Origin of the sequence: Xylophilus rhododendri (assembly GCF_009906855.1) — a bacterium.
Classification (GTDB): domain Bacteria; phylum Pseudomonadota; class Gammaproteobacteria; order Burkholderiales; family Burkholderiaceae_C; genus Xylophilus; species Xylophilus rhododendri.
Map to the genome: position 1 here is coordinate 4,043,531 of NZ_CP047650.1, position 19,719 is coordinate 4,063,249.

17 protein-coding genes and 1 pseudogene are annotated in these 19,719 nt (G+C 69.9%); 6 read left to right on the forward strand and 12 right to left on the reverse strand.

The genetic code is table 11. The annotated features are described in order from the left end of the window. Positions 1-77 precede the first annotated feature (77 nt). From ampD to GT347_RS18665, 5 genes are read right to left on the reverse strand one after another with little or no spacing between them, the layout of a single operon-like run. On the reverse strand, positions 78-719 hold the full coding sequence (ampD, locus tag GT347_RS18645; RefSeq protein ID WP_160553633.1) for a 1,6-anhydro-N-acetylmuramyl-L-alanine amidase AmpD: 642 nt from the start codon (positions 717-719) through the stop codon (positions 78-80). Further along, positions 706-2,223: a sigma-54-dependent transcriptional regulator gene (locus GT347_RS18650; RefSeq protein ID WP_229722372.1), complete on the reverse strand. Its 1,518-nt coding sequence runs from the start codon at positions 2,221-2,223 to the stop codon at positions 706-708. Before GT347_RS18650 ends, ampD begins: the two co-directional genes overlap by 14 nt. Beyond that, entirely contained in the window at positions 2,220-3,908 is a 1,689-nt protein-coding gene (locus GT347_RS18655) for a sensor histidine kinase (RefSeq protein ID WP_160553634.1), read from the reverse strand. The genes GT347_RS18650 and GT347_RS18655 overlap by 4 nt, the downstream gene beginning before the upstream one ends. 14 nt (positions 3,909-3,922) lie before the next feature. Then, entirely contained in the window at positions 3,923-4,147 is a 225-nt protein-coding gene (locus tag GT347_RS18660; protein WP_160553635.1) for a PP0621 family protein, read from the reverse strand. Then, positions 4,144-4,956 (reverse strand): cytochrome C assembly family protein, encoded by an 813-nt coding sequence (locus tag GT347_RS18665; RefSeq protein WP_160553636.1) that lies wholly within the window; start codon positions 4,954-4,956, stop codon positions 4,144-4,146. Before GT347_RS18665 ends, GT347_RS18660 begins: the two co-directional genes overlap by 4 nt. A 94-nt stretch (positions 4,957-5,050) precedes the next feature. Here GT347_RS18665 and ffh point away from each other — a divergent pair, with 94 nt between their 5' ends. After that, positions 5,051-6,439, forward strand: a complete 1,389-nt coding sequence (gene ffh / locus GT347_RS18670) for a signal recognition particle protein (RefSeq protein WP_160553637.1) — start codon at positions 5,051-5,053, stop codon at positions 6,437-6,439. A gap of 63 nt (positions 6,440-6,502) precedes the next feature. On the opposite strand, the gene mdoH is transcribed toward ffh, so the two are convergent. The 7 genes and pseudogenes from mdoH to GT347_RS18705 all read right to left on the reverse strand — a co-directional run bounded on the left by mdoH (position 6,503) and on the right by GT347_RS18705 (position 15,117). Next, complete coding sequence (gene mdoH, locus GT347_RS18675; RefSeq protein ID WP_160553638.1) at positions 6,503-8,515, reverse strand: glucans biosynthesis glucosyltransferase MdoH; 2,013 nt, start codon at positions 8,513-8,515, stop codon at positions 6,503-6,505. Positions 8,516-8,709: 194 nt separating this feature from the next. Further along, positions 8,710-10,047 carry a sigma 54-interacting transcriptional regulator gene (locus tag GT347_RS18680; protein WP_229722927.1) on the reverse strand — a complete coding sequence of 446 codons (1,338 nt, stop codon included), beginning with the start codon at positions 10,045-10,047 and terminating at the stop codon, positions 8,710-8,712. Positions 10,048-10,112: 65 nt separating this feature from the next. After that, positions 10,113-10,793, reverse strand: a complete 681-nt coding sequence (locus GT347_RS18685) for a hypothetical protein (protein ID WP_160553640.1) — start codon at positions 10,791-10,793, stop codon at positions 10,113-10,115. Next, positions 10,783-12,224, reverse strand: a pseudogene (locus GT347_RS18690) (sensor histidine kinase). Before GT347_RS18690 ends, GT347_RS18685 begins: the two are co-directional and overlap by 11 nt. A 41-nt stretch (positions 12,225-12,265) precedes the next feature. Further along, positions 12,266-13,618 carry a tRNA (N6-isopentenyl adenosine(37)-C2)-methylthiotransferase MiaB gene (gene miaB, locus GT347_RS18695; RefSeq protein ID WP_160553641.1) on the reverse strand — a complete coding sequence of 451 codons (1,353 nt, stop codon included), beginning with the start codon at positions 13,616-13,618 and terminating at the stop codon, positions 12,266-12,268. Positions 13,619-13,682: 64 nt separating this feature from the next. Continuing rightward, on the reverse strand, positions 13,683-14,078 hold the full coding sequence (locus GT347_RS18700; RefSeq protein ID WP_229722373.1) for a hypothetical protein: 396 nt from the start codon (positions 14,076-14,078) through the stop codon (positions 13,683-13,685). An 82-nt stretch (positions 14,079-14,160) separates the two neighbouring features. Continuing rightward, positions 14,161-15,117: an F-box protein gene (locus tag GT347_RS18705; protein ID WP_229722374.1), complete on the reverse strand. Its 957-nt coding sequence runs from the start codon at positions 15,115-15,117 to the stop codon at positions 14,161-14,163. A gap of 267 nt (positions 15,118-15,384) precedes the next feature. Between GT347_RS18705 and GT347_RS27600 the strand changes: the two genes are divergently transcribed. From GT347_RS27600 to GT347_RS18730, 5 genes are read left to right on the forward strand one after another with little or no spacing between them, the layout of a single operon-like run. After that, positions 15,385-16,116, forward strand: coding sequence for a nitroreductase (locus GT347_RS27600; protein ID WP_229722375.1), 732 nt, complete (start codon positions 15,385-15,387; stop codon positions 16,114-16,116). Next, a complete protein-coding gene (locus GT347_RS18715) occupies positions 16,113-17,117 on the forward strand; it encodes a hypothetical protein (protein ID WP_326830362.1) in 1,005 nt (334 codons plus the stop codon). The genes GT347_RS27600 and GT347_RS18715 overlap by 4 nt, the downstream gene beginning before the upstream one ends. A 56-nt stretch (positions 17,118-17,173) precedes the next feature. Further along, entirely contained in the window at positions 17,174-17,764 is a 591-nt protein-coding gene (locus tag GT347_RS18720) for an NADPH-dependent FMN reductase (RefSeq protein WP_160553645.1), read from the forward strand. Positions 17,765-17,805: 41 nt separating this feature from the next. Then, positions 17,806-18,987: a sensor histidine kinase gene (locus tag GT347_RS18725; protein ID WP_160553646.1), complete on the forward strand. Its 1,182-nt coding sequence runs from the start codon at positions 17,806-17,808 to the stop codon at positions 18,985-18,987. A 10-nt stretch (positions 18,988-18,997) separates the two neighbouring features. Further along, positions 18,998-19,669 carry a response regulator gene (locus tag GT347_RS18730; RefSeq protein ID WP_160553647.1) on the forward strand — a complete coding sequence of 224 codons (672 nt, stop codon included), beginning with the start codon at positions 18,998-19,000 and terminating at the stop codon, positions 19,667-19,669. Positions 19,670-19,719: the final 50 nt, after the last annotated feature.

Genomic DNA, 19,719 nt, shown 5'->3' on the forward strand with positions numbered 1-19,719 from the left:
CCTGCGTGCATTCGCTTTGCAAAGCCAGCAACGGCGCGGCCTGCGGCAGGATTTGCCCGGCTATCCCGCGCCCCGTATCAATCCGGAGATCCGAAATTTTTTTCCGAAACCGAAGTTGGTGAGTGGACACGATGGACCGCCGGAAAACGTTCCGCTGGCCAACGGAGCCGCTGCTGCAGCCACGCCCAGTCGAAACCCGCGCCGGGATCGAACTTGCGGCCCGGCGCGATGTCCGAATGGCCGGCGACATGGGCGATCGGGTAATGCAAGCAGAGCGCCTGGCACAGCCGTGCCAGGGCCTCGTACTGGGCCGGCTCGAAAAGCTGGCCTTCCAGGCCTTCGAGTTCGATGCCGATCGAGTCGTCGTTGCAGTTGTCGCGACCGCGCCAGTGCGAGCGGCCGGCATGCCAGGCGCGATCGTCGCAGCTGACGAACTGCCACAGGGCGCCGTCACGCCGGATATAGAAGTGGCTGGAAACTTCCATGCCGCGGATCGTGCCGAAATAGGGGTGGCGGTCCCAGTCGAGCCGGTTGGTGAACAGCTCGAAGACTTCCGGGCCCCCATAGACGCCGGGCGGCAGGCTGATGGAATGCATCACCAGCAGGTCGACATGGGCGCCGGGCGGGCGCGGGCCGAAATTGGGCGAAGGGCAGGGCGCCGCGGCCGCCAGCCAGCCTTGCCGCCAGGCCGGCCCGCCGTCGTCTTCAGTCCGCGTCACCGCCGTCGCCGTCAGGGACGCCGCGCGGCCCGGCGATGCCCAGGCGTGCGATGCGGTAGCGGATCTGGCGCAGGCTGATGCCCAGCTGAGCGGCGGCCGCGGTGCGGTTGAAGCGGTTTTCGGCGAGCGCCTTGACCAGGATCTCGCGCTCGCGGGCATCCAGGTAGGCCTGCAGGTCGTCGGGCATGGGCACCGGCGCGTCGGCGGCGGGCGTGGTGGCCGCGGCCATGGTGCCCAATTCGGCCTCCGTGGGTTCGTAGCCGTCGTCCTCGGTGGCGTCGAGTTCCAGGGTGTTGTCCTCGCTCAGGGCGACGGCGCGGTGCAGCAGGTTTTCCAGCTCGCGCACATTGCCGGGCAGGGGCAGGCCGCGCAGGCGCTCCAGGGCCTGGGCAGAAAGCTGCGGGGTCGGCAGGCCGGATTCGCGGGAGATGCGTTCGAGCAGGGCGGTGCAGAGCTGGGGCAGGTCCTCGCGCCGCTCGCGCAGGGGCGGCACGACGATCTCGATGACGTTGAGCCGGTAATACAGGTCCTGGCGGAAGGTGCCGGCGCGCACGTCGGCGGCCAGGTCCTTGTGGGTGGCGCTGACGATGCGCACGTCGATCATCTCTTCCTGCGCCGAGCCGACCGGCCGCACGCAGCGCTCCTGGATGGCGCGCAGCAGCTTGGACTGCATGGCCAGCGGCAGGTCGCCGATCTCGTCGAGGAACAGCGTGCCGCCGCGCGCGGCCTGCACATAGCCTTCGCGGTCGGCCGAGGCGCCGGTGAAGGCGCCCTTGCGTGCGCCGAAGAATTCGCTCTCCAGCAGGTTCTCCGGAATGGCGCCGCAGTTCACCGCCACCATCGGGCCGGCGGCGCGGTGGCTGCTGGCATGCAGGGCGCGGGCCACGAGTTCCTTGCCGGTGCCGGATTCGCCGCGGATCAGCACCGGCGCCATGGTGCGCGCCACCTTGGAGATGCGCTGGCGCACCGACTGCATGGCGGGCGAGTCGCCGACCATGCGGCTGAGCGCGGCTGGGGCCGGGCCTTCCGGGCTGCCCTTGGCGCTGGGTGACGGGGTCGGCGCGGGTGCGGCGGCCGCGCCGGCAAGCGGCGCGGGAGCGGCCGTGCCGGCGCCGGTCTGCACGGCGGCCGCCACGACGGTGCGGAACTGCCGCAGGTCCACCGGCTTGGTGAGGTAGTCGAAGGCGCCGGCCTTCAGGGCCTCGACCGCGTTCTCGGCCGAGCCGTAGGCGGTCATGACCACGCAGCGTTCGGGCCGCGCGGTCGAGCGCAGCAGCTGCAGGATGTCCAGGCCCGAGCCGTCGGGCAGGCGCATGTCGCTGATGACGGCGCCGTAGCGGCGCAGCTGCAGCAGGTCCAGCGCTTCGGCCAGGGTGCCGGCGGAGGCCACGCGATAGCCCTCGCGCAGCAGCGTCAGCTCGTAGAGGGTGCGCAGGTCGGGCTCGTCGTCGATGACGAGGATGGTGGTGTCGGCATTGGCCGCGTTGCGCGTGGTGGCGGTCACGGGGCTATTGTGTCAAATGGCAAGGTCGCCGGCGTAACCGCGAAGGGCCGGAACGCCAGGGTAAACGCGTTGCCGGCCAGCATGCCGCGGCTGGTGGGCCGCTCGATGCGGCGGTAGCCGATGGCCGCGCCGTGCCGGTCGCAGAGTTCGCGGCAGATATAGAGGCCCAGTCCGCTGGAGCGGCTGTCCGATGAGAAGAAGGGCTCGAACAGGCGTTCGGCCACGGTGGGCTCCAGCGGCGCGCCGTCGCTCCAGACTTCCAGCAAGGCCTGGCTGGGTGTCGTCCAGGTGCGCACCTGCAGGGCGTCGTCGTGGCTGCTGATGTAGCGCAGGGCGTTGTCGAGCAGGTTGATCAGGATGCGGCGCAGGTGGTCGCCGTCGAATTCCACCGACAGGCGCGGCGCGCCGGGCACGAACTGCAGGCTGCAGCCCTTGCCGGCCTGCACGTGCCAGTCCAGGCAGACGGCTCCTGCGGTGTCGTCCAGCGCGATGGTGGCGGCGTCGAAGTGGAACTGCTGCTGGGCGCGGGAGACGTCCAGCACTTCCTCGGTGATGCGTGCCAGGCGCTGGGCGTTCTGCCGCACCATCTGCGCCAGGCGTTTCTGCGAGGGATCGGTCAACTCCTCGTCGAGCAGCTGGTTGGCCTGCACGATGGCGGCCAGCGGGTTGCGGATCTCGTGCGCCACGGCGGCCGACATGCGGCCCATGGCGGCCAGCTTCTCGGTGCGCAGGCGGGCCTCGGACTCGCGCTGGTCCTCCAGGAACATCACGCAGAGCTGGGTGGCGCTGAAATCGCGCGGCGGCGTCAGGCGGGCGCGCAGGTGCAGGCGGCGCGGGCCGCTGCCTTCGTATTCGAGGGCCACGTCGGCGGTGAGCGCATCGCCGCCCGCCCCCTGGGCGAAGGTGCGGCGCGCCAGCTCCACCAGCGGGCGCCAGGCCGGCGAGCCGGCCAGCGAGAAGGGCAGGGCCACCTTCACCGCCTGGTCCAGCAGCACGCGGGCGGCGGGGTTGGCGGCGCGCACGTTGTCGTGGTCGTCCAGCACCAGCACGCCGTCGCCGAGCGATGCGATCACCACCTCGTTGACCTGGGCCTGCACCAGGGCCGACTGCTGGCCCTCGCGCGCCAGGTTCTCCTCGCGTGCCAGCCGCGCCGCCACCGGATGGACCAGGAAGGTGACCAGGAAATAGCCGGTGCCGGTCAGCCCCGCCTGGGCGAACTGGGCGGCCAGCGGATTGTTGCTGCGCAGCCAGCTGACGCAGACCTCGGCCAGCAGCAGCAGCGTGACCGCCGCCGTGGTGGCCAGCGCGGTGCGCCGCGTGCCCAGCACCGCCGCCATCAGCACCGGCAGGCCCAGCAGGGGCGTGTAGTTCATGCCGCCGGGCTGCAGCATCTGCATGGCGGAGAAGGCGATCAGGTCGGTGCCGATGGTGGGCACCCACAGGCGCGACAGCGGTGTCTCGCTGGAGCGGGGATGCATGGCGATGCGCACGAACAGCGTCGCACCGAGATAGACCACGCACAGGGCGATGAAGGTCGGGTGCAGGTCCTGCCCCATCAGGTGCACCAGCAGCTGCAGCAGCAGCACCGCCAGCGCCACCATCACCCGCGCGGTGGCGAAACCGTGCCAGATGCGCAGCCCCGCCCGCTCGGACGGCTCGTACCAGGGCGGCGGCAGGTCGGACATGGTGGGTGCGGAGGCTAGTCGGATGCGCGGCGATGCTCGGCGCAACAGTACATCTTCTCGCCCGGCCCGGGCAATGCGTCGGTGGCGGGCAGGTGCAGGCCGCAGGCGGCGCATTGCACCATCGCCTCGGGGCCGCGCGGCTGGCGGCTCGCGGTCTGCTTCTGCACCGCCTTGCGCCGGTCGCCGCGCAGCAGCCAGACCAGCAGGGCCACGGCGGCCAGCACCATCAGCAGCTTCATGACGGTGTCCGCCCCAGCACGACTTCGAGCACGAAGCGCGAGCCCACGTAGGCCAGCAGCAGCAGCGCCGAGCCGGCGTACAGCCAGCGCAGCGCGGTGCGGCCGCGCCAGCCGAAACGCGCCCGGCCGAGGATCAGCACCAGGAAGGTGACCCAGGACAGCAGCGAGAAGATGGTCTTGTGGTCCCAGCGCCAGGCGCGGCCGTAGATGAGTTCGCCGAAGAAGATGCCGGCCAGCAGCGTGGCGGTCAGCAGCACGAAGCCGGCGGTGACGAAACGCAAGGTCAGGCGCTCCAGCGTCAGCAGCGGCATGCCGCTCTGCGGTTCGGCGGCCTGGCGCATCTGGCGCTCGGCCCGGGTCATCAGCCAGGCATGCACCAGGGCGGCGGCGAAGAGGCCGTAGGAAGCGATGCCCAGGGCCAGGTGCAGTGCGAAGAGCGTTGCGCTGCCTTCCACATGCAACGGGCTGCCGGGAAAGACCAGCGCCAGCAATACGGCCAGCGCGCCCAGGCCGGAAAGCGCCCAGCGTGCGCGCAGCAGCGGGAACATGCGGCTCTCCACCGCATAGACCGTCAGCACCAGCCAGGCGGTGACCGACAGCGCCGGCCCGAAGCCGAAACGCGCCGGCTCGCCCAGCAGCGTCCAGCCCAGCACCACGGCGTGCAGCAGCCAGGCGACGATCAGTGAGGTGCGCCCCGCGCCATCGGTGATCCGGCGGGCGAAAACGGCCGGCACGGCGTAGGCTCCGGCGGTCGCCAGGCCCAGCCCCAGTACCGCATTTCCCGCCCCGGACGCACTCGCTAGAATCATGCGTCCGAGTGTAGTGGCCTTTGTCGCCCGCACTTCGTGGGACCACCCCTCCAGCGCACCGGTTCGTCAGCCGCGTACATCCCCCTTTCTCCCCATGGCTTCCGCACTCACCGAAAAGCTCTCCCGCCTCGTCAAGGAAATGCGCGGCCAGGCGCGCATCACCGAATCCAACGTCCAGGACATGCTGCGCGAGGTGCGCATGGCCCTGCTCGAAGCCGACGTCGCCCTGCCCGTGGTGCGCGACTTCATCGCCCGGGTCAAGGAAAAGGCGCTGGGCGCCGACGTGCTCGGCTCGCTCAAGCCCGGCCAGGCCCTGGTCGGCATCGTCAACCGCGAACTGGCCGCCACCATGGGTGAGGGCGTGTCCGACCTCAACCTGGCCGCCCAGCCGCCGGCGGTGATCCTGATGGCCGGCCTGCAGGGCGCGGGCAAGACCACCACCACCGCCAAGCTGGCCAAGCATCTGATCGAGAAGCGCAAGAAGAAGGTGCTGACGGTGTCCGGCGACGTCTACCGTCCCGCCGCCATCGAGCAGCTCAAGACGGTGACCGCCCAGGCCGGCGCCGAATGGTTCCCCAGCACCGCCGACCAGAAGCCGCTGGACATCGCCCGCGCCGCCATCGACTACGCCCGCCGCCACTATTTCGACGTGCTGCTGGTCGACACCGCCGGCCGCCTGGCGATCGACGAAGCGCTGATGCGCGAGATCAAGGAACTGCATGCCGAGCTGAACCCGGTCGAGACCCTGTTCGTGGTCGATGCGATGCAGGGCCAGGATGCGATCAACACCGCGCGTGCCTTCAAGGAAGCGCTGCCGCTCACCGGCATCGTGCTGACCAAGCTCGATGGCGACTCGCGCGGCGGCGCCGCGCTGTCGGTGCGACAGATCACCGGCGCGCCGATCAAGTTCGCCGGTGTCTCCGAGAAGATCGACGGCCTGGAGGTGTTCGACGCCGAACGCCATGCCGGCCGGGTGCTGGGCATGGGCGACATCGTGGCCCTGGTCGAGCAGGTCACCGCCGGTGTCGACATCGAGGCCGCGCAGAAACTGGCCGCCAAGGTCAAGAGCGGCGACGGCTTCGACCTGGAAGACTTTCTCGGCCAGCTGCGCCAGATGAAGCAGATGGGCGGCCTGGGCAGCCTGATGGAGAAGATGCCCACCGAACTCACCGCCAAGGCCGGCCAGGTCGACATGGACAAGGCCGAGCGCGAGGTGCGCCGCAAGGAAGGCATCATCTGCGCGATGACGCCGCTGGAGCGCCGCAAGCCCGATCTGATCAAGGCCACACGCAAACGCCGCATCGCCGCCGGTGCCGGGGTTCAGGTGCAGGACGTCAACCGCCTGCTCAATGAATTCGGCCAGATGCAGACCATGATGAAGAAGATGAAGGGCGGCGGCCTGATGAAGATGATGAAACGCATGGGCGGCATGAAGGGCATGGGCGGCATGCCCGGCCTGGGCGGCGGCAAGCGCCCCTTCTGACCGCTTTCTCCAGACGTAAAAAAACCGGCTCGCGAGCCGGTTTTTTCATGGGCGCCTGAAAGATCAGGCAGCAGCCGCGGCCGTGGCCGACAGGCGCGGGCGGGAGAGGCGGTTGGCGTGCAGCCGTGCGCGGCGCAGCACCGAAGGCGACCAGCGCTCTTCCGGGATCAGCAGGAAACCGCGGCTGCGCATCGCGCTGCCCAGTTCCACATGGCTGGTATAGACGCTGACCGGAATGGCCAGCAGCAGCGGCAGGCCCACCGGCAGCAGCCAGACCAGGGCGCTGGCGTCGATGGCGGCGATGCCGGCGGCCAGCACGGCCACCACGGCGCTCATCGGAGCCAGGCTGGCGGCGGAATCCTTCCAGCCCAGGCCGTTGGCTTCGCGGGGGGGCGACTTCCAGTCCAGCTTGATGCCGGTCAGCGCGGTGATCACGAACAGCGAGTGGGCCAGCATGCGGACGGGCGATTGCAGGATGGCCAGCACGCTTTCCAGCGCCGAGCTCTTCAGCAGGCCCCAGGTGCCGCCGAACATGCGTTGTTCACCCTTGATCAGCACGGCGGCGATGCCCAGCACGCGCGGCAGGAACAGCACCGACACGGTGAAGGCCCACAGGCCCATCAGCTCGCCCGGCAGCACGTTGAAGTCCTGCACCAGGCGGCTGCCCGACAGCCACAGGGCGGTGCCCAGGGTCATGAAGGCCAGCCACAGGGGGGCCGACACATAGGACAGGGCGCCGGTCAGGAACATGGCGCGGTGCACACGGTGCAGGCCCGGCTCGGCGACGAGGCGGAAGTTCTGCATATTGCCCTGGCACCAGCGGCGGTCGCGCTGCAGTTCGGACAGCAGGTCCGGCGGTTGCTGCTCGTAGCTGCCGGCCAGGTCGGAGACCAGCCAGACCTGGTAGCCGGCACGGCGCATCAGCGCGGCTTCCACGAAGTCGTGCGACATGATGCCGCCCGACATGCCGCCGGTGCCTTCGATCGGCGCCAGGGCGCAGTGCTTCATGAAGGGTTCGACGCGCAGGATGGCGTTGTGGCCCCAGTAGTGCGACTCGCCCAGCTGCCAGAACTGCATGCCCAGGGTGAAGAGGCGGCCGGTCATGCGCGAGGCGAACTGCTGCGAACGGGCATGCAGGGTGGCGTGGCCGATCGATTGCGTGGCGGTCTGGATGATGCCGGCCTTGGGATGGGCTTCCATCAGCTTGACCAGGGTGGAGAGGCAGTCGCCGCTCATCACGCTGTCGGCGTCCAGCACCACCATGTACTTGTAGTCCTTGCCCCAGCGGCGGCAGAAGTCGGCGACGTTGCCGGCCTTGCGGTGCGTGCGGCGGGTGCGCAGGCGGTAGTACACCTCGATCTGCGGCTGCTCGGGATTGGCGGCCAGGGCGGCGCGCAGGTCTTCCCAGGCGGCGCGTTCGGCCGAGATGATCTCGGGCTTGTAGCTGTCCGACAGCACAAACACGTCGAACACCTTCGAATTGCCGGTGGCGGCGACCGATTCGCAGGTAGCGCGCAGGCCGGCGAAGACGGTGGAGACGTCCTCGTTGCAGATCGGCATGATGATCGCGGTGCGCGCATCGGGGTTCATCGCATGGCCCTGGACTTCCTTGGAAGACAGGGTGTGCGCGTCGCCGCGCAGCGAGACCCAGAAGCCCATCAGCGCGGTGGTGAAGCCGGTGACGACCCAGGCCGACAGCACGGCGAACAGGGCGATCTGGCCGTACTGCAGCCAGGCGCTGTCGTAGTCGGGCTGCACGCCGGCGAACAGCGTGGTGGCGATGGCGGTGGTGACGATCGTCAGCAGCAGGAAGGTCAGGCGGCGCGCATTGGCGGCACGCTGCCAGGCTTCGGGCGACTTGCGTTCGAGTTCGAGGGGGGTGGGGGTGCTGCGGCGGCGGGTTACGGCCGACAGCAGCACAGCGCCGACGCTGTTCCAGAAACCGCGCCAGGGCAGGGGTGCCATGGAACCGCGGTTCACCGGCGGCGCGGTGACCGCGTTGGGGTGACGCTCCTCACGCAGCAAGCTGCGGGCGGCGCGGGGCCGGCGGAAGGGGGTGGCATTTTGGATTCGCATGCCAACCAAGTTGCACGGACCGTGCCAGATATGAAAATCTGTTTTATATCAATGATATGGGATGAAAATCGGATGTCGTTTCTTCAAAAAACCATCCGCACCTTCGCGAAAACCCCTGTTTTTGTCGCCGAATCACGACAAGCTCGGATCAGGGTCAACCCTATTCCAACAAAATCAACAACTTAGCCTTGTCGTCACTCAGCGACGCCACTTGCGCCTTCAGCGACAGAGTCCGCCTTGAAGTGTCCGGCAGTCAGCGCATGCTTCTGCAGCAAGCGATAGAACTCGGTGCGATTGCGGTCCGCCAGGCGTGCGGCGTCGGCGACATTGCCGTCTGTCAGTTTCAGCAGACCGACCAGGTAGTCGCGCTCGAACTTGGTCTTGGCATCCGCATAACTCAGCACCTCGACCGAGGGCGTGCGCAGCGCCCGCTGCACCAGGGCCAGCGGCACCAGGGGGGTGGTCGAGAGCGCGCAGACCTGTTCCACCACGTTGTAGAGCTGCCGCACATTGCCCGGCCACTGGGCGCTGGTGAGGGCCTTGAGCGCCTCCGGCGCGAACCCCGACAGGCGCTTGCCGTACTTCTGCCCCAGCTTGTGCAGGAAGTAGTTGGCCAGCAGCGGGATGTCCTCGCGCCGGTCGCCCAGGGTGGGCAGGGTCAGCGTGACCACGTTCAGCCGGTAGTACAGGTCTTCCCGGAACTGGTTGTTGCGCATGGCGACATCCAGGTCCCTGTGGGTGGCCGAGATGATGCGCACGTCCACCGGAATCGAGGCGCTGGACCCCAGCGGCCGCACCGCGCGCTCCTGCAGCACCCGCAGCAGCTTGACCTGCAGGGCCGGCGGCATGTCGCCGATCTCGTCGAGCAGCAGGGTGCCGCCGTCGGCCTGCTGGAACAGGCCCTTGTGGTTGGCATGGGCGTCGGTGAAGGCGCCCTTCATGTGGCCGAAGAGTTCGGACTCCAGCAGGTTCTCCGGAATCGCGCCGCAGTTCACCGCCACGAAGGGTTTGCGGGCCCGCGGGCTGGCACGGTGGATGGCGCGCGCCAGCAGTTCCTTGCCGGCGCCGCTGTCGCCCCGCAGCAGCACGGACGCATCCGACTGGGCGATCATGCGCGCCTCGGCCAGCACCTCGGCCATGCGCGGCGAGCGGCTGACGATCTCCGAGCGCCAGGACTCGTCGGCATGCTCCTCGTCCACCTGCGGCGCGGTCAGCGCCAGCGCCTGCGAGATCTTGTCGAGCAGGGCCTTGCCGTCGAATGGCTTAGTGAGATAGCTGAAGACGCCGCGCGAGGTGGCCTCCACCGCATCGGGAATCGTGCCGTGCGCCGTCAGCAGGATCACGGGCAGGGCCGGATGGCGCGCCCGCACGATGTCGAACAGCGCCAGGCCGTCCTTGCCGGGCAGCTGCACGTCCGACAGCACCAGCTGGGGCAGCGAGAGTTCGAGCTGGTTCAGGGCCGACTCGGCCGAGGCCACGGCGGTGACGCGGTAGCCGGCGGAGGTCAGGCGCATCGACAGCAGGCGCAGCATGTCGGCATCGTCGTCCACCACCAGGATGGGGGCGCCCCGGCCCGGGCCGACGGGCGGGGCGGCGCTCACGGGCGGGCTCCCGGTGCGGCGGTGGCGCCGGCATTGGCGCCGGACCGCGTCAGGCTGCGCTCGATGGCGCGCACCGCCTCCAGCCGTTCGTTGAGCTGGTCGAGCTTGCGCTGGTTGTCGCGCATCGCCTGGTTCTGCTTGTCGAGCAGGTCTTCCACCCGGCGCTGTTCGGCGTAACGCGCGCCGATCAGGCGGGCCAGGGGCTGCAGCCGGCGCGCGTCCTCGCTGGTGCCGCCGACGACACGCTGCAGCAGCAGCTGGGCGCGCTGCAGGTCCTGCGGCTGGCGGGTCTGGCCCAGGGCCACGGCCAGCTGCAGGTCGCCGAAGGGGCCGCGCAGGGCGTCGGAGGTTTCGTTGAGGTGGCCGATCTCGGCGGCGAGGTCGCCGGTGCTGAGGGTGCGCACCCGGTCGGCATAGGCCAGCAGGGCGACATTGCCCTCGGCCTGCGCGCGGTTGCCGCCGCGCGATTCGTTCGCGGGCGGCGTGTTGCCAGCCGGCGCCGTGGCGTTCTCGTCGGCGGGCGGGCGCTCGCAGATCACCGGCGCCGGCGGTGGGGGAGGGGCCGGCGGAGGCGGCGTGGCGCAGCCGGCCAACAGCAGGGCCAGCGAAAAAGCGGTCGGTGCCGCCAGCGGCGTTGCGCGGGCGAGGCGAAGAAGATGGTTGCGTCTACAAGGCATGGGGCAATTCGATACGGAAATGGGCGCCGCGGCTGTCGGCGAGCAGCGTGATCTGCCCGCCATGGGCGGCAATGTATTCATGGACGATGGACAGGCCCACGCCGCTGCCGCGCGCCGCGTCGCTGGGCTGGACCTGGCCGCGGTAGAAGGGCTCGAAGATGCGGGCGCGGTCGGCTTCGGCCACGCCCGGGCCCTCGTCCTGGATCTCGATGCGGATGCGGCCGTCCACCCGCTCCAGCCGCAGGCCGATATGGCCGTTGCGCGGCGAGAAGCGGATCGCGTTGGACAGCAGGTTGGCCACCGTCGTGCCGATCTTGGCGCTGTCCACCTGGGCCGGGATCGAGCTGCCGTCGAGCTTCACCGACAGGCCGCGCGCCTGCCACTGCAGGCGCTGCGCATCGATCTGCTCTTCCAGCAGCTGCAGCAGGTCGACCTTCTGGCGATTGAGCTGGCGCGCCTCGAAGGCGGCGGCGTTGAAGCGCAGCAGCGCCTCGATCTGGCTCTGCAGCACGGCGGTGTTCTGCTGCAGGATGCGCGCCACCTCGCGCTGGTTCTCGTTGAGTTCGCCGGTCACGCCGTCTTCCAGCAGCGACACGCCCTCGCGCATGGCCGCCAGCGGCGTCTTCAGCTCGTGCGAGATGTGGCGCAAAAAACGCGCCTTGTCGGCATCCAGCTCGGTCAGCCGCAGGCGCAGCCATTCGAGCTGCTGGCCCACGCGCCGCACGTCGGCCGGGCCGCGGATGTCGATCGGCACATCCAGCCGGTTCTCGCCCAGGCCGACGATGGCCCGCTCCACCCGCTTGAAGGGCCGGCCCAGCCACACGCCCATGGCGATGGCCAGCAGCACGGCCAGGCCGATGGTGCCGATCACCAGGCGTGTCAGGCGGGCCCGGCTGTCGTCGAGTTCGGCGGCCATGGCGCGGTTGCGTTCCTCGATGGCGCGCTGCACCTCCTGGGCGACGGCGGCGGTCATGCGTTCGAGTTCGCGGAACTCGGCGGCCATGGCGCGTTCGCGGTCGAGCGCGGTTTCGGGCGCGCCGGCGAACAGGGCGGTGATGTCGGCCAGCTCGTCGCGCCAGCGCTGGGCCACCTCGGGGGCACATCGCCGGGCACCAGTTCTTCGAGCAGGCCCTGGGCCTCGCGCGCGGCCTCGTCGAAGCGCTTGCGCAGCATGCCGTCGTTGAGGATGAGCGACTGCCGCCCGGCGCGTTCCATGGTGGCGCTGCGGTCGCCCAGGCCCTGCACCGCGGCATTGAGCTGCAGCGCCCGCGCGGCGAAGCCGCGGCTCTGGCCCATCAGCCCGTCGAAGGTGAAGACGGCGCGCAGCGAGATGCCGCCCAGCAGCGCGGCGATCAGCAAGAAGGCCAGCAGCAGCATCTGCTGGAAGGAGCCGCGCAGCAGCAGCCTGCGCGGCTCCACGGCCCCTGCCATGTGGGCCGAGGCGGGCTGGGGCGGGTTCGGCAGCGCCGCCGTCATGCGGCGACCGGCTCGGCCGTCACCACCGAGCCGCGCAGCGAATAGCCCAGGATCTCGGTGACCTTCACATCCACCATCTGCCCGACCAGCCGTGCCGGCCCCTGGAAGTTGACGACCCGGTTGCATTCGGTGCGGCCCATCAGCTCGGGCGCCTCGGCGCTCGACTTCTTCGACGGCCCCTCGACCAGGATGCGCTGCACCGTGCCGACGCGGCTGCTGCCGATCTCGCGGGTGTGCTCGTCGATCACCGCCTGCAGCTCCTGCAGCCGGCGCAGCTTCTCGGACTGCGGCGTGTCGTCGGCCAGGTTGGCGGCCGGCGTACCGGGGCGCGGGCTGAAGATGAAGGAGAAGGAGTTGTCGAAGCGCAGGTCGCGGATCAGCTTCATCATCTTCTGGAAGTCTTCTTCCGTCTCGCCGGGGAAGCCCACGATGAAGTCGCTGCTCAGCGAAAGCTCCGGCCGCAGGGCGCGCAGCTTGCGTACCGTGCTCTTGTATTCCATGGCGGTGTAGCCGCGCTTCATCGCCATCAGGATGCGGTCGCTGCCGTGCTGCACCGGCAGGTGCAGATGGCTCACCAGCTGCGGCACCTTGTCGTAGGCCTCGATCAGGCGCTGGGTGAACTCGTTGGGATGGCTGGTGGTGTAGCGGATGCGGGCGATGCCCGGGATCTCGGCCACGTATTCCAGCAGCAGGGCGAAGTCGGCGATCTCGGCCGTGTCGCCCATGGCGCCGCGGTAGGCGTTCACGTTCTGGCCGAGCAGGGTGACTTCCCGCACGCCCTGGTCGGCCAGGGTGGCCACTTCCACCAGCACGTCGTCGAGCGGGCGGCTCACCTCGTCGCCGCGGGTGTAGGGCACCACGCAGTAGCTGCAGTACTTGGAGCAGCCTTCCATGATGGAGACGAAGGCGGTCGCGCCTTCCACCCGGGCGGGCGGCAGGTGGTCGAACTTCTCGATCTCGGGAAAGCTGATGTCGACCTGCGGCTTGTCCAGCCGGTCGCGCGCGGCCAGCATCTCGGGCAGGCGGTGCAGGGTCTGCGGGCCGAAGACCACGTCCACATAGGGCGCCCGCGCGATGATGGCCGCGCCCTCCTGGCTGGCCACGCAGCCGCCCACGCCGATCTTCACGCCGCGCGCCTTCAGGTGCTTGACCCGGCCGAGGTCGGAGAAGACCTTCTCCTGCGCCTTCTCGCGCACCGAGCAGGTGTTGAACAGGATCAGGTCGGCGGCGTCGATGTCCTGCGTGGGTTCGTAGCCCTGGGCGGCGCCCAGCACGTCGGCCATCTTGTCCGAGTCGTACTCGTTCATCTGGCAGCCGAAGGTCTTGATGAATACTTTTTTGGAGGCCATGGGGTGCGTCCCGGCGCCGCTGGTGGACGCCCGTGGTTGTGTCGGGGGAGGGATATCCGTCGGCTCAAAGGCCGAACCAGCGCTGGTACCACGAGGGCGAGGCGCTGGCGCGCGGCAGCGCGGCTTCTTCATCGGTCAGCAGCCAGACTTCGTTGAGCTGGCCTTGCGGATCGCGGGTGTAGTTCACCAGATGCACCTGGCCGTCGGCCAGGGTGGCGGAGGTGACGAGCAGGTTGCGGGTGTCGCGTATGCGGGCGCCCATGGAGAGCTGGTCGGCCTTGCCGTCGAGCTGCACCGCGGGCGGCGTGACGACTTCGAGCTGGCCGCGCAGCGCCGCGGGCGGGAAGTTGCGCACCGCGTCGGCCTGCGCGGCCGTGGCCGCGTACAGCAGCAGGCCGAGGGCCAGTGCGGTGCGTGGGTGGGGGAGGACGGCGGAGGTCCAGCGGGTCGTGGTGTTCATCCAGAGGCTGAGGGGGCCGGTAAACCCGCGATTTTACTTGGCCCTTTCCGCCTGAGCGGGCCGGTGGGACTATGCGGCGGACTTACGGCCCGGCCGGCGAGCCGGCCAGCACCTGGACGATGGCATCGAAGGTCTGCGCCTCGATCTGCTGCGACAGCACCGGCCAGCTGCGTCTCTGCTCCTCTGCGGAGAGCGCCTCGAATTCCATCGCCAGCTTCTTCTGCCCGGCAAGCATGATCTCCTGCGCCAGCAGTTCACGCAGCGCCATCGGGGCGGGTGCCAGCAGCGGTTTCAGGAAGGCCAGGAATTCCAGGTGTTCGCGGCTCGGGATGTAGAGCCACAGCCCGGCGATGAACTGCAGGTTGTCCGCGGCCAGCGCCTGCGTGGGCTGCACATGCAAGGCGCCGGCCGGCTCCCTCAGCCGCACCATGGCGGCGATGCGCGCACCGGGCTGCTTGAGCTGGTTGCGCACCATGTTCCTGCAGGCCGCCTGCAGCCGGCGCGAGACCGGCATGGTCGGCCCTTTCAGGAGTTCCGCATCGGCCCAGGCGCGCAGCGGCGCCGGCGTGGTTTCCAGGAAACGCTGGACGGCGGCGATCACGGCGCCGGCCATGCCGGGGGTGAGCATGTTCTCGCCCAAGGCGGGCTTGAGAATGTCCTCGCCGGCCAGGTCCTCGACCTCGCCCTGCACCAGCCGCAACAGCTGCCAGCGCTGCGGCAGGGCCTGCCGCGGCCCGAGCAGATCGCGAAAGCCCAGGTGCAGATGCGAGAGGAAGTCGATCGCCGCCACCAGCGCCGCGACCCGGGCCGCGGTGCCGCCGGTGCGGGCGCCTTCCAGCCGGCCGATCATCTCTTGCGTACCGGCGCGGGCCTCCTCCAGCCAGAGCTGTACCTGTGGCGCCCAGGTTTCCCGCGCGATGCGGTGGGTGCGGCGATCGACGTGGCCGAAGGAAAAGGCGTCGGCGAAATCGAGCTTGCGGATCACCTGGTGCACGAGCTTGTCGGGCAGACGGTGGAATGGATTGACGTCTTCCTTCACGATCCCGCTGCCCTTTTCAGGTGTTTGGCTGGCGGGGACGGTTTTGGCGGGCGATCGAAGCTTGAGTGTCGGGATCATGGCCGGGTTCCTCGTTGTGCAGGCAATGGAGCCGTCCCGGGCGCCGGCCGACAAGACCTGGCCCATGGCTTCGGCGTCTGCCGATTGGAGCGGCCGTGCCGCGCCGCGGGCGCCGCGGGCCGCAGCCGGGCCCGGTATCGCGAAGCTGGCTATGCTGCGGGCTCCATCAGCCGTCCGCGAGTCCGCCACGTGACTTCCAGCATCCCCGCCACCCCGCTCCATGACAGCGCCGCGCCGCAGGTCGACGACGCCATCCGCAGCCGCCGCTCGGTACGCGCCTTCCTGCCGCGGCCGGTCGAATCCTCGTTGATCTCCGAGATCCTCGACCTGGCCCGCTGGGCGGCCTCGGGCAGCAACACCCAGCCCTGGAAGGTGGCGGTGCTGCGCGGCGAGACCCTGGCGCGGGTGGTCGAACAGGTGGGCATCGCCGACCGCGCCGCCGCCGCCGATCCGGCCGAAGCCGCCCGCCACCAGGCCGAATACGACTACTACCCCGCCACCTGGACCGAGCCCTACATCGGAAGGCGCCGCCAGACCGGCTGGGGCCTCTACGGCCTGCTGGGCATCGGCAAGGGCGACAAGGAACGCATGCAGGAGCAGCACGGCCGCAACTTCCGCTTCTTCGACGCGCCGGTCGGGCTGATCTTCACGGTCGACCGCATCATGGGCCAGGGCTCGCTGCTGGACTACGGCATGTTCCTGCAGACCGTCATGCTGGCGGCCCGCGCCCGCGGCCTGCACACCTGCCCGCAGGCGGCCTGGAACCGCTATGCCGGCGTGATCCGGCCGCTGATCGGCGCCAAGCCGCAGGACATGGTCGTCTGCGGCATGGCCATGGGTTATGCCGATCCGGACGATCCGGTCAACGGCTTTCAGCCGCCGCGCATCGCCGCCGGGGAGTTCGTGCGATGGTTCGAATGATGCCGACCTTCTGCCGCCGCCTCCTGCTGGCCCTGGCCTGCGCGCTCGCCGGACAGGCCGCCTGGGCCCAGTCCGCCGGCTGCCGCGAACGGGCGGCGGACGAGTGCTACCACTCCATGAGCTTCGCCGGCGGCGCGCTGCACTATTACGCCTCCCTGCCGGCCGGTGCCGGGCCGACCAGGGCCATCGTCGCCATGCACGGCCATCCGCGCGATGCCAACCGCACCTTCGACGCCACCCTGCTGGCGGCCCGCAAGGACAGCGCGCTGGACGACACCCTGATCGTCGCCCCGGTGTTTCAGGTGCCGGCCGGCCAGTCGGGCAAATGCCATGCGCCCGGCACGCCGCCGCCGCAGGACGGCGACCTGCTCTGGACCTGCGCCTCCTGGCTCGAAGGCGGCCAGGCGGACAACGGCGACAGGCCCGGTTCCTTCGCCGCCCTGGACGCGCTGGTGGCCGAACTCGCCCGCCGCTGGCCCAGCCTGCGGGGCGTGACCATCGCCGGCTTCTCCGCCGGCGCGCAGATGGTGCAGCACTACATCGGCTTCGCCCGTGTGCAGGCGGCGCGGCCGCTGGCGCTGCGTTATGTGGTGGCCGACCCCGGCACCTGGCTGTACTTCGATCCGCTGCCCGGCACCGACAGCTGCCCGGCCGCCAACCAGTGGAAATACGGCACAGGAAACCTGCCCGCAGCGCTGGGCCGCAGCGCGGCAGAGGCGCGCAGCCAGTACGCGGCCGCCGACATCCACTACCTCGAAGGCGCGCTCGACAGCGCCGATGCGCCCGGCGCCTTCTACCGCATCCTCGACAAGTCCTGCGGCGCGGCCGCGCAAGGCCCGTTCCGGCTGCAGCGCGGCCAGGCCTATGTGGAATACGAGCGCCAGGTGCTGACGCCCGGCCGCAGCCGGCCGCTCACCGTGGTGCCGGGCTGCGCGCACGACGTCTCCTGCGTCTTTCCTTCGGACGCGGCGCGGCCGGCGCTTTTCGGACCCACCCGGTAACAGCCAGGCGCGTGGCCAGGGCTACGCTGCCGTCTTCATTTGGGAGCACACCACGCATGGCCGACAAGATCCTCGTTTTCTACGGTTCCTACCGATCCGACCGCATGGGCATCCGCCTGGCGGATTACCTGGTGCGCAAGCTGGCCGAGCGCGGCGCCGCGCCCGAGCTGATCGACGCGAAGGCGGTCGGCCTGCCGATGCTCGACCGCATGTACAAGGAATATCCCAAAGGCCAGGCGCCCGCAGCCATGGAAGCCCTGGCCGAAAAGATCCGGGCGGCCGATGCCTTCGTCTTCGTCACCGGCGAGTACAACTGGGGCCCGCAGCCCGGCCTGAAGAACCTCACCGACCATTTCCTGGAGGAGTGGTTCTGGCGCCCCGCCGCCGTCGCCAGCTATTCGGCCGGGCGTTTCTCGGGCGTGCGCGCGGGCACCACCTGGCATGCCATCCTGTCGGAGATGGGCATGGTGCCCATCTCCAGCGCCCTGGCCGTCGGCCCCATCGGCCAGACCCTGGACGAGCACGCCCAGCCCAGCGGCGGCGCCGGCGACTCGCTGGAAAAGGCCTTCGGCCGCTTCGCCGACGACCTGGCCTGGTGGACGGAAGCCGCGCGCGAGCAGAAGAAACGCAAGGCGCCGCCTTACTGAACGCAGGGCCGGGCGGCACGTGCATTGCTTGCGTCCGGTCCATGTCCGAAAGCGCCGCCGCCGAAACCGAATCCACCGCCTGGACCGAACGCCTGGGCCTGCTGCTGGAGTCCACCGGCGAGGGCATCTTCGGCATCGGCCTGGACGGCCACTGCGTCTTCATCAACCGCGCCGGCGCTGCCCTGCTCGGCTGGGAGGTGCAGGAGGTGCTGGGCCGCAACATGCACGAGCTGACCCACCACAGCTACCAGGACGGCTCGGCCTACCCCGACAGCGCCTGCCCGATCTTCCGGGCCTTCCGCCGCGGCCAGCCCTGCCGCATCGACTCGGAAGTCTTCTGGCGGCGCGACGGCTCGCCGCTGCCGGTGGAGTACTCCAGCCATCCCATCCTCGACGGCCACAAGGTGCGCGGCGCGGTCATCACCTTCGTGGACATCACCGAACGCCGCCGCGCCGACCAGGCCCTGCGCCAGTCGCGCACCGTGCTGGAGCAGCGGGTGGCCGAACGCACGGCCGAACTGACAGCCGCGCTGGAACAGCTGCGTGCCCTCTCGGCCTGGACCGACTCGGTGCGCGAGGAGGAACGCACCCGCATCGCCCGCGAGATCCACGACGAGCTGGGCAGCCTGCTGGTGGCGCTGAAGATGGAGGTCAACTGGCTGGACAAACGCCTGTCCGAGCAGACCGCCCGCACACCCGATGCGGCGCAGGCCATGCGCGAATCCATGCGCTGCAAATGCCAGGGCATGAGCGGCCTGATCGAGCGCGCGGTGGACGACGTGGGCCGCATCATCACCGACCTGCGGCCCAGCATCCTCGACCACCAGGGCCTGTGGGCGGCGCTGGAATGGCAGGCCCACGATTTCGCGCAGAAGGCCGAACTTCCGCTGGACTGGGACATGCAGGTGGCCGCCGCCGCCGAGCCCTCGGGACCGGCCGCCACCGCCGTCTTCCGCATCTTCCAGGAGATGCTCTCCAACGTCGCCCGCCATGCCCGCGCCGGGCAGGTGGCCGTGCGTATCCTGGCCTCGGGCTCGCTGCTGCAGGTGGATGTGCGCGACGACGGCATCGGCGCAGCCGCCCAGGCCTTCGGCGCACCCACGGCCTACGGCGTGCGCGGCATGCGCGAGCGGGCCCGCCACTTCGGCGGCACCCTGGACGTGTGGAGCGCGCCCGGCCAGGGCTGCACCGTCGGCCTGCGCCTGCCGCTGACCGGAAACTGAAAAGAAAACCATGTCCGTCCTGCCCCACGCCATCCGCGTCCTCATCGGCGACGACCACCGCATCGTGCGCGAGGGCATCAAGCAGATGCTGCGCGACCCCTCCAACGGCCAGCCCGAGATCCACGTCATGGCCGAGGCCCAGACCGGCCCGCAGGTCATCGACGAAGTGGCCGCCCGAAAGGGCAACGAAGGCCTGGACGTGGTGCTGCTCGACATCGCCCTGCCCGAGCGCGACGGCCTCGACGTGCTGCAGCAGCTGCGCCGCGACTGGCCCGCGCTGCCGGTGCTGGTGATCTCCACCTATCCCGAGAATCAGTACGCGGTGCGCTGCATCCGCCTGGGCGCCGCCGGCTACCTCAACAAGAGCGCCGATCCCGACGCCATGGTGCAGGCGGTGCGCCAGGCGGCGGCCGGCGGCATCTATGTCACGGCCGCGGCGGCGCAGGCCCTGGCGCTGGCGGTGGGCAAGGGCGCGGCCGGCGAGGCGCTGTCGCACCGCGAGCACCAGGTGTTCCGGCTGCTCACCACGGGGCGCACCGTGAGCGAGATTGGTGCGCAGCTGGGCCTGGCGTCCAACACCGTCAGCACCTACCGGGCGCGCATCCTGGAGAAGACCGGCACCAAGAACGACGTGGAGCTGGCGCTCTACGCCGAACGGCACGGGCGCGACGCGGTTTTGTAGGGGCAGCCCTACAGCACGTGGCCGCGGCACCCGTGAAAGGCCGAGCCGGG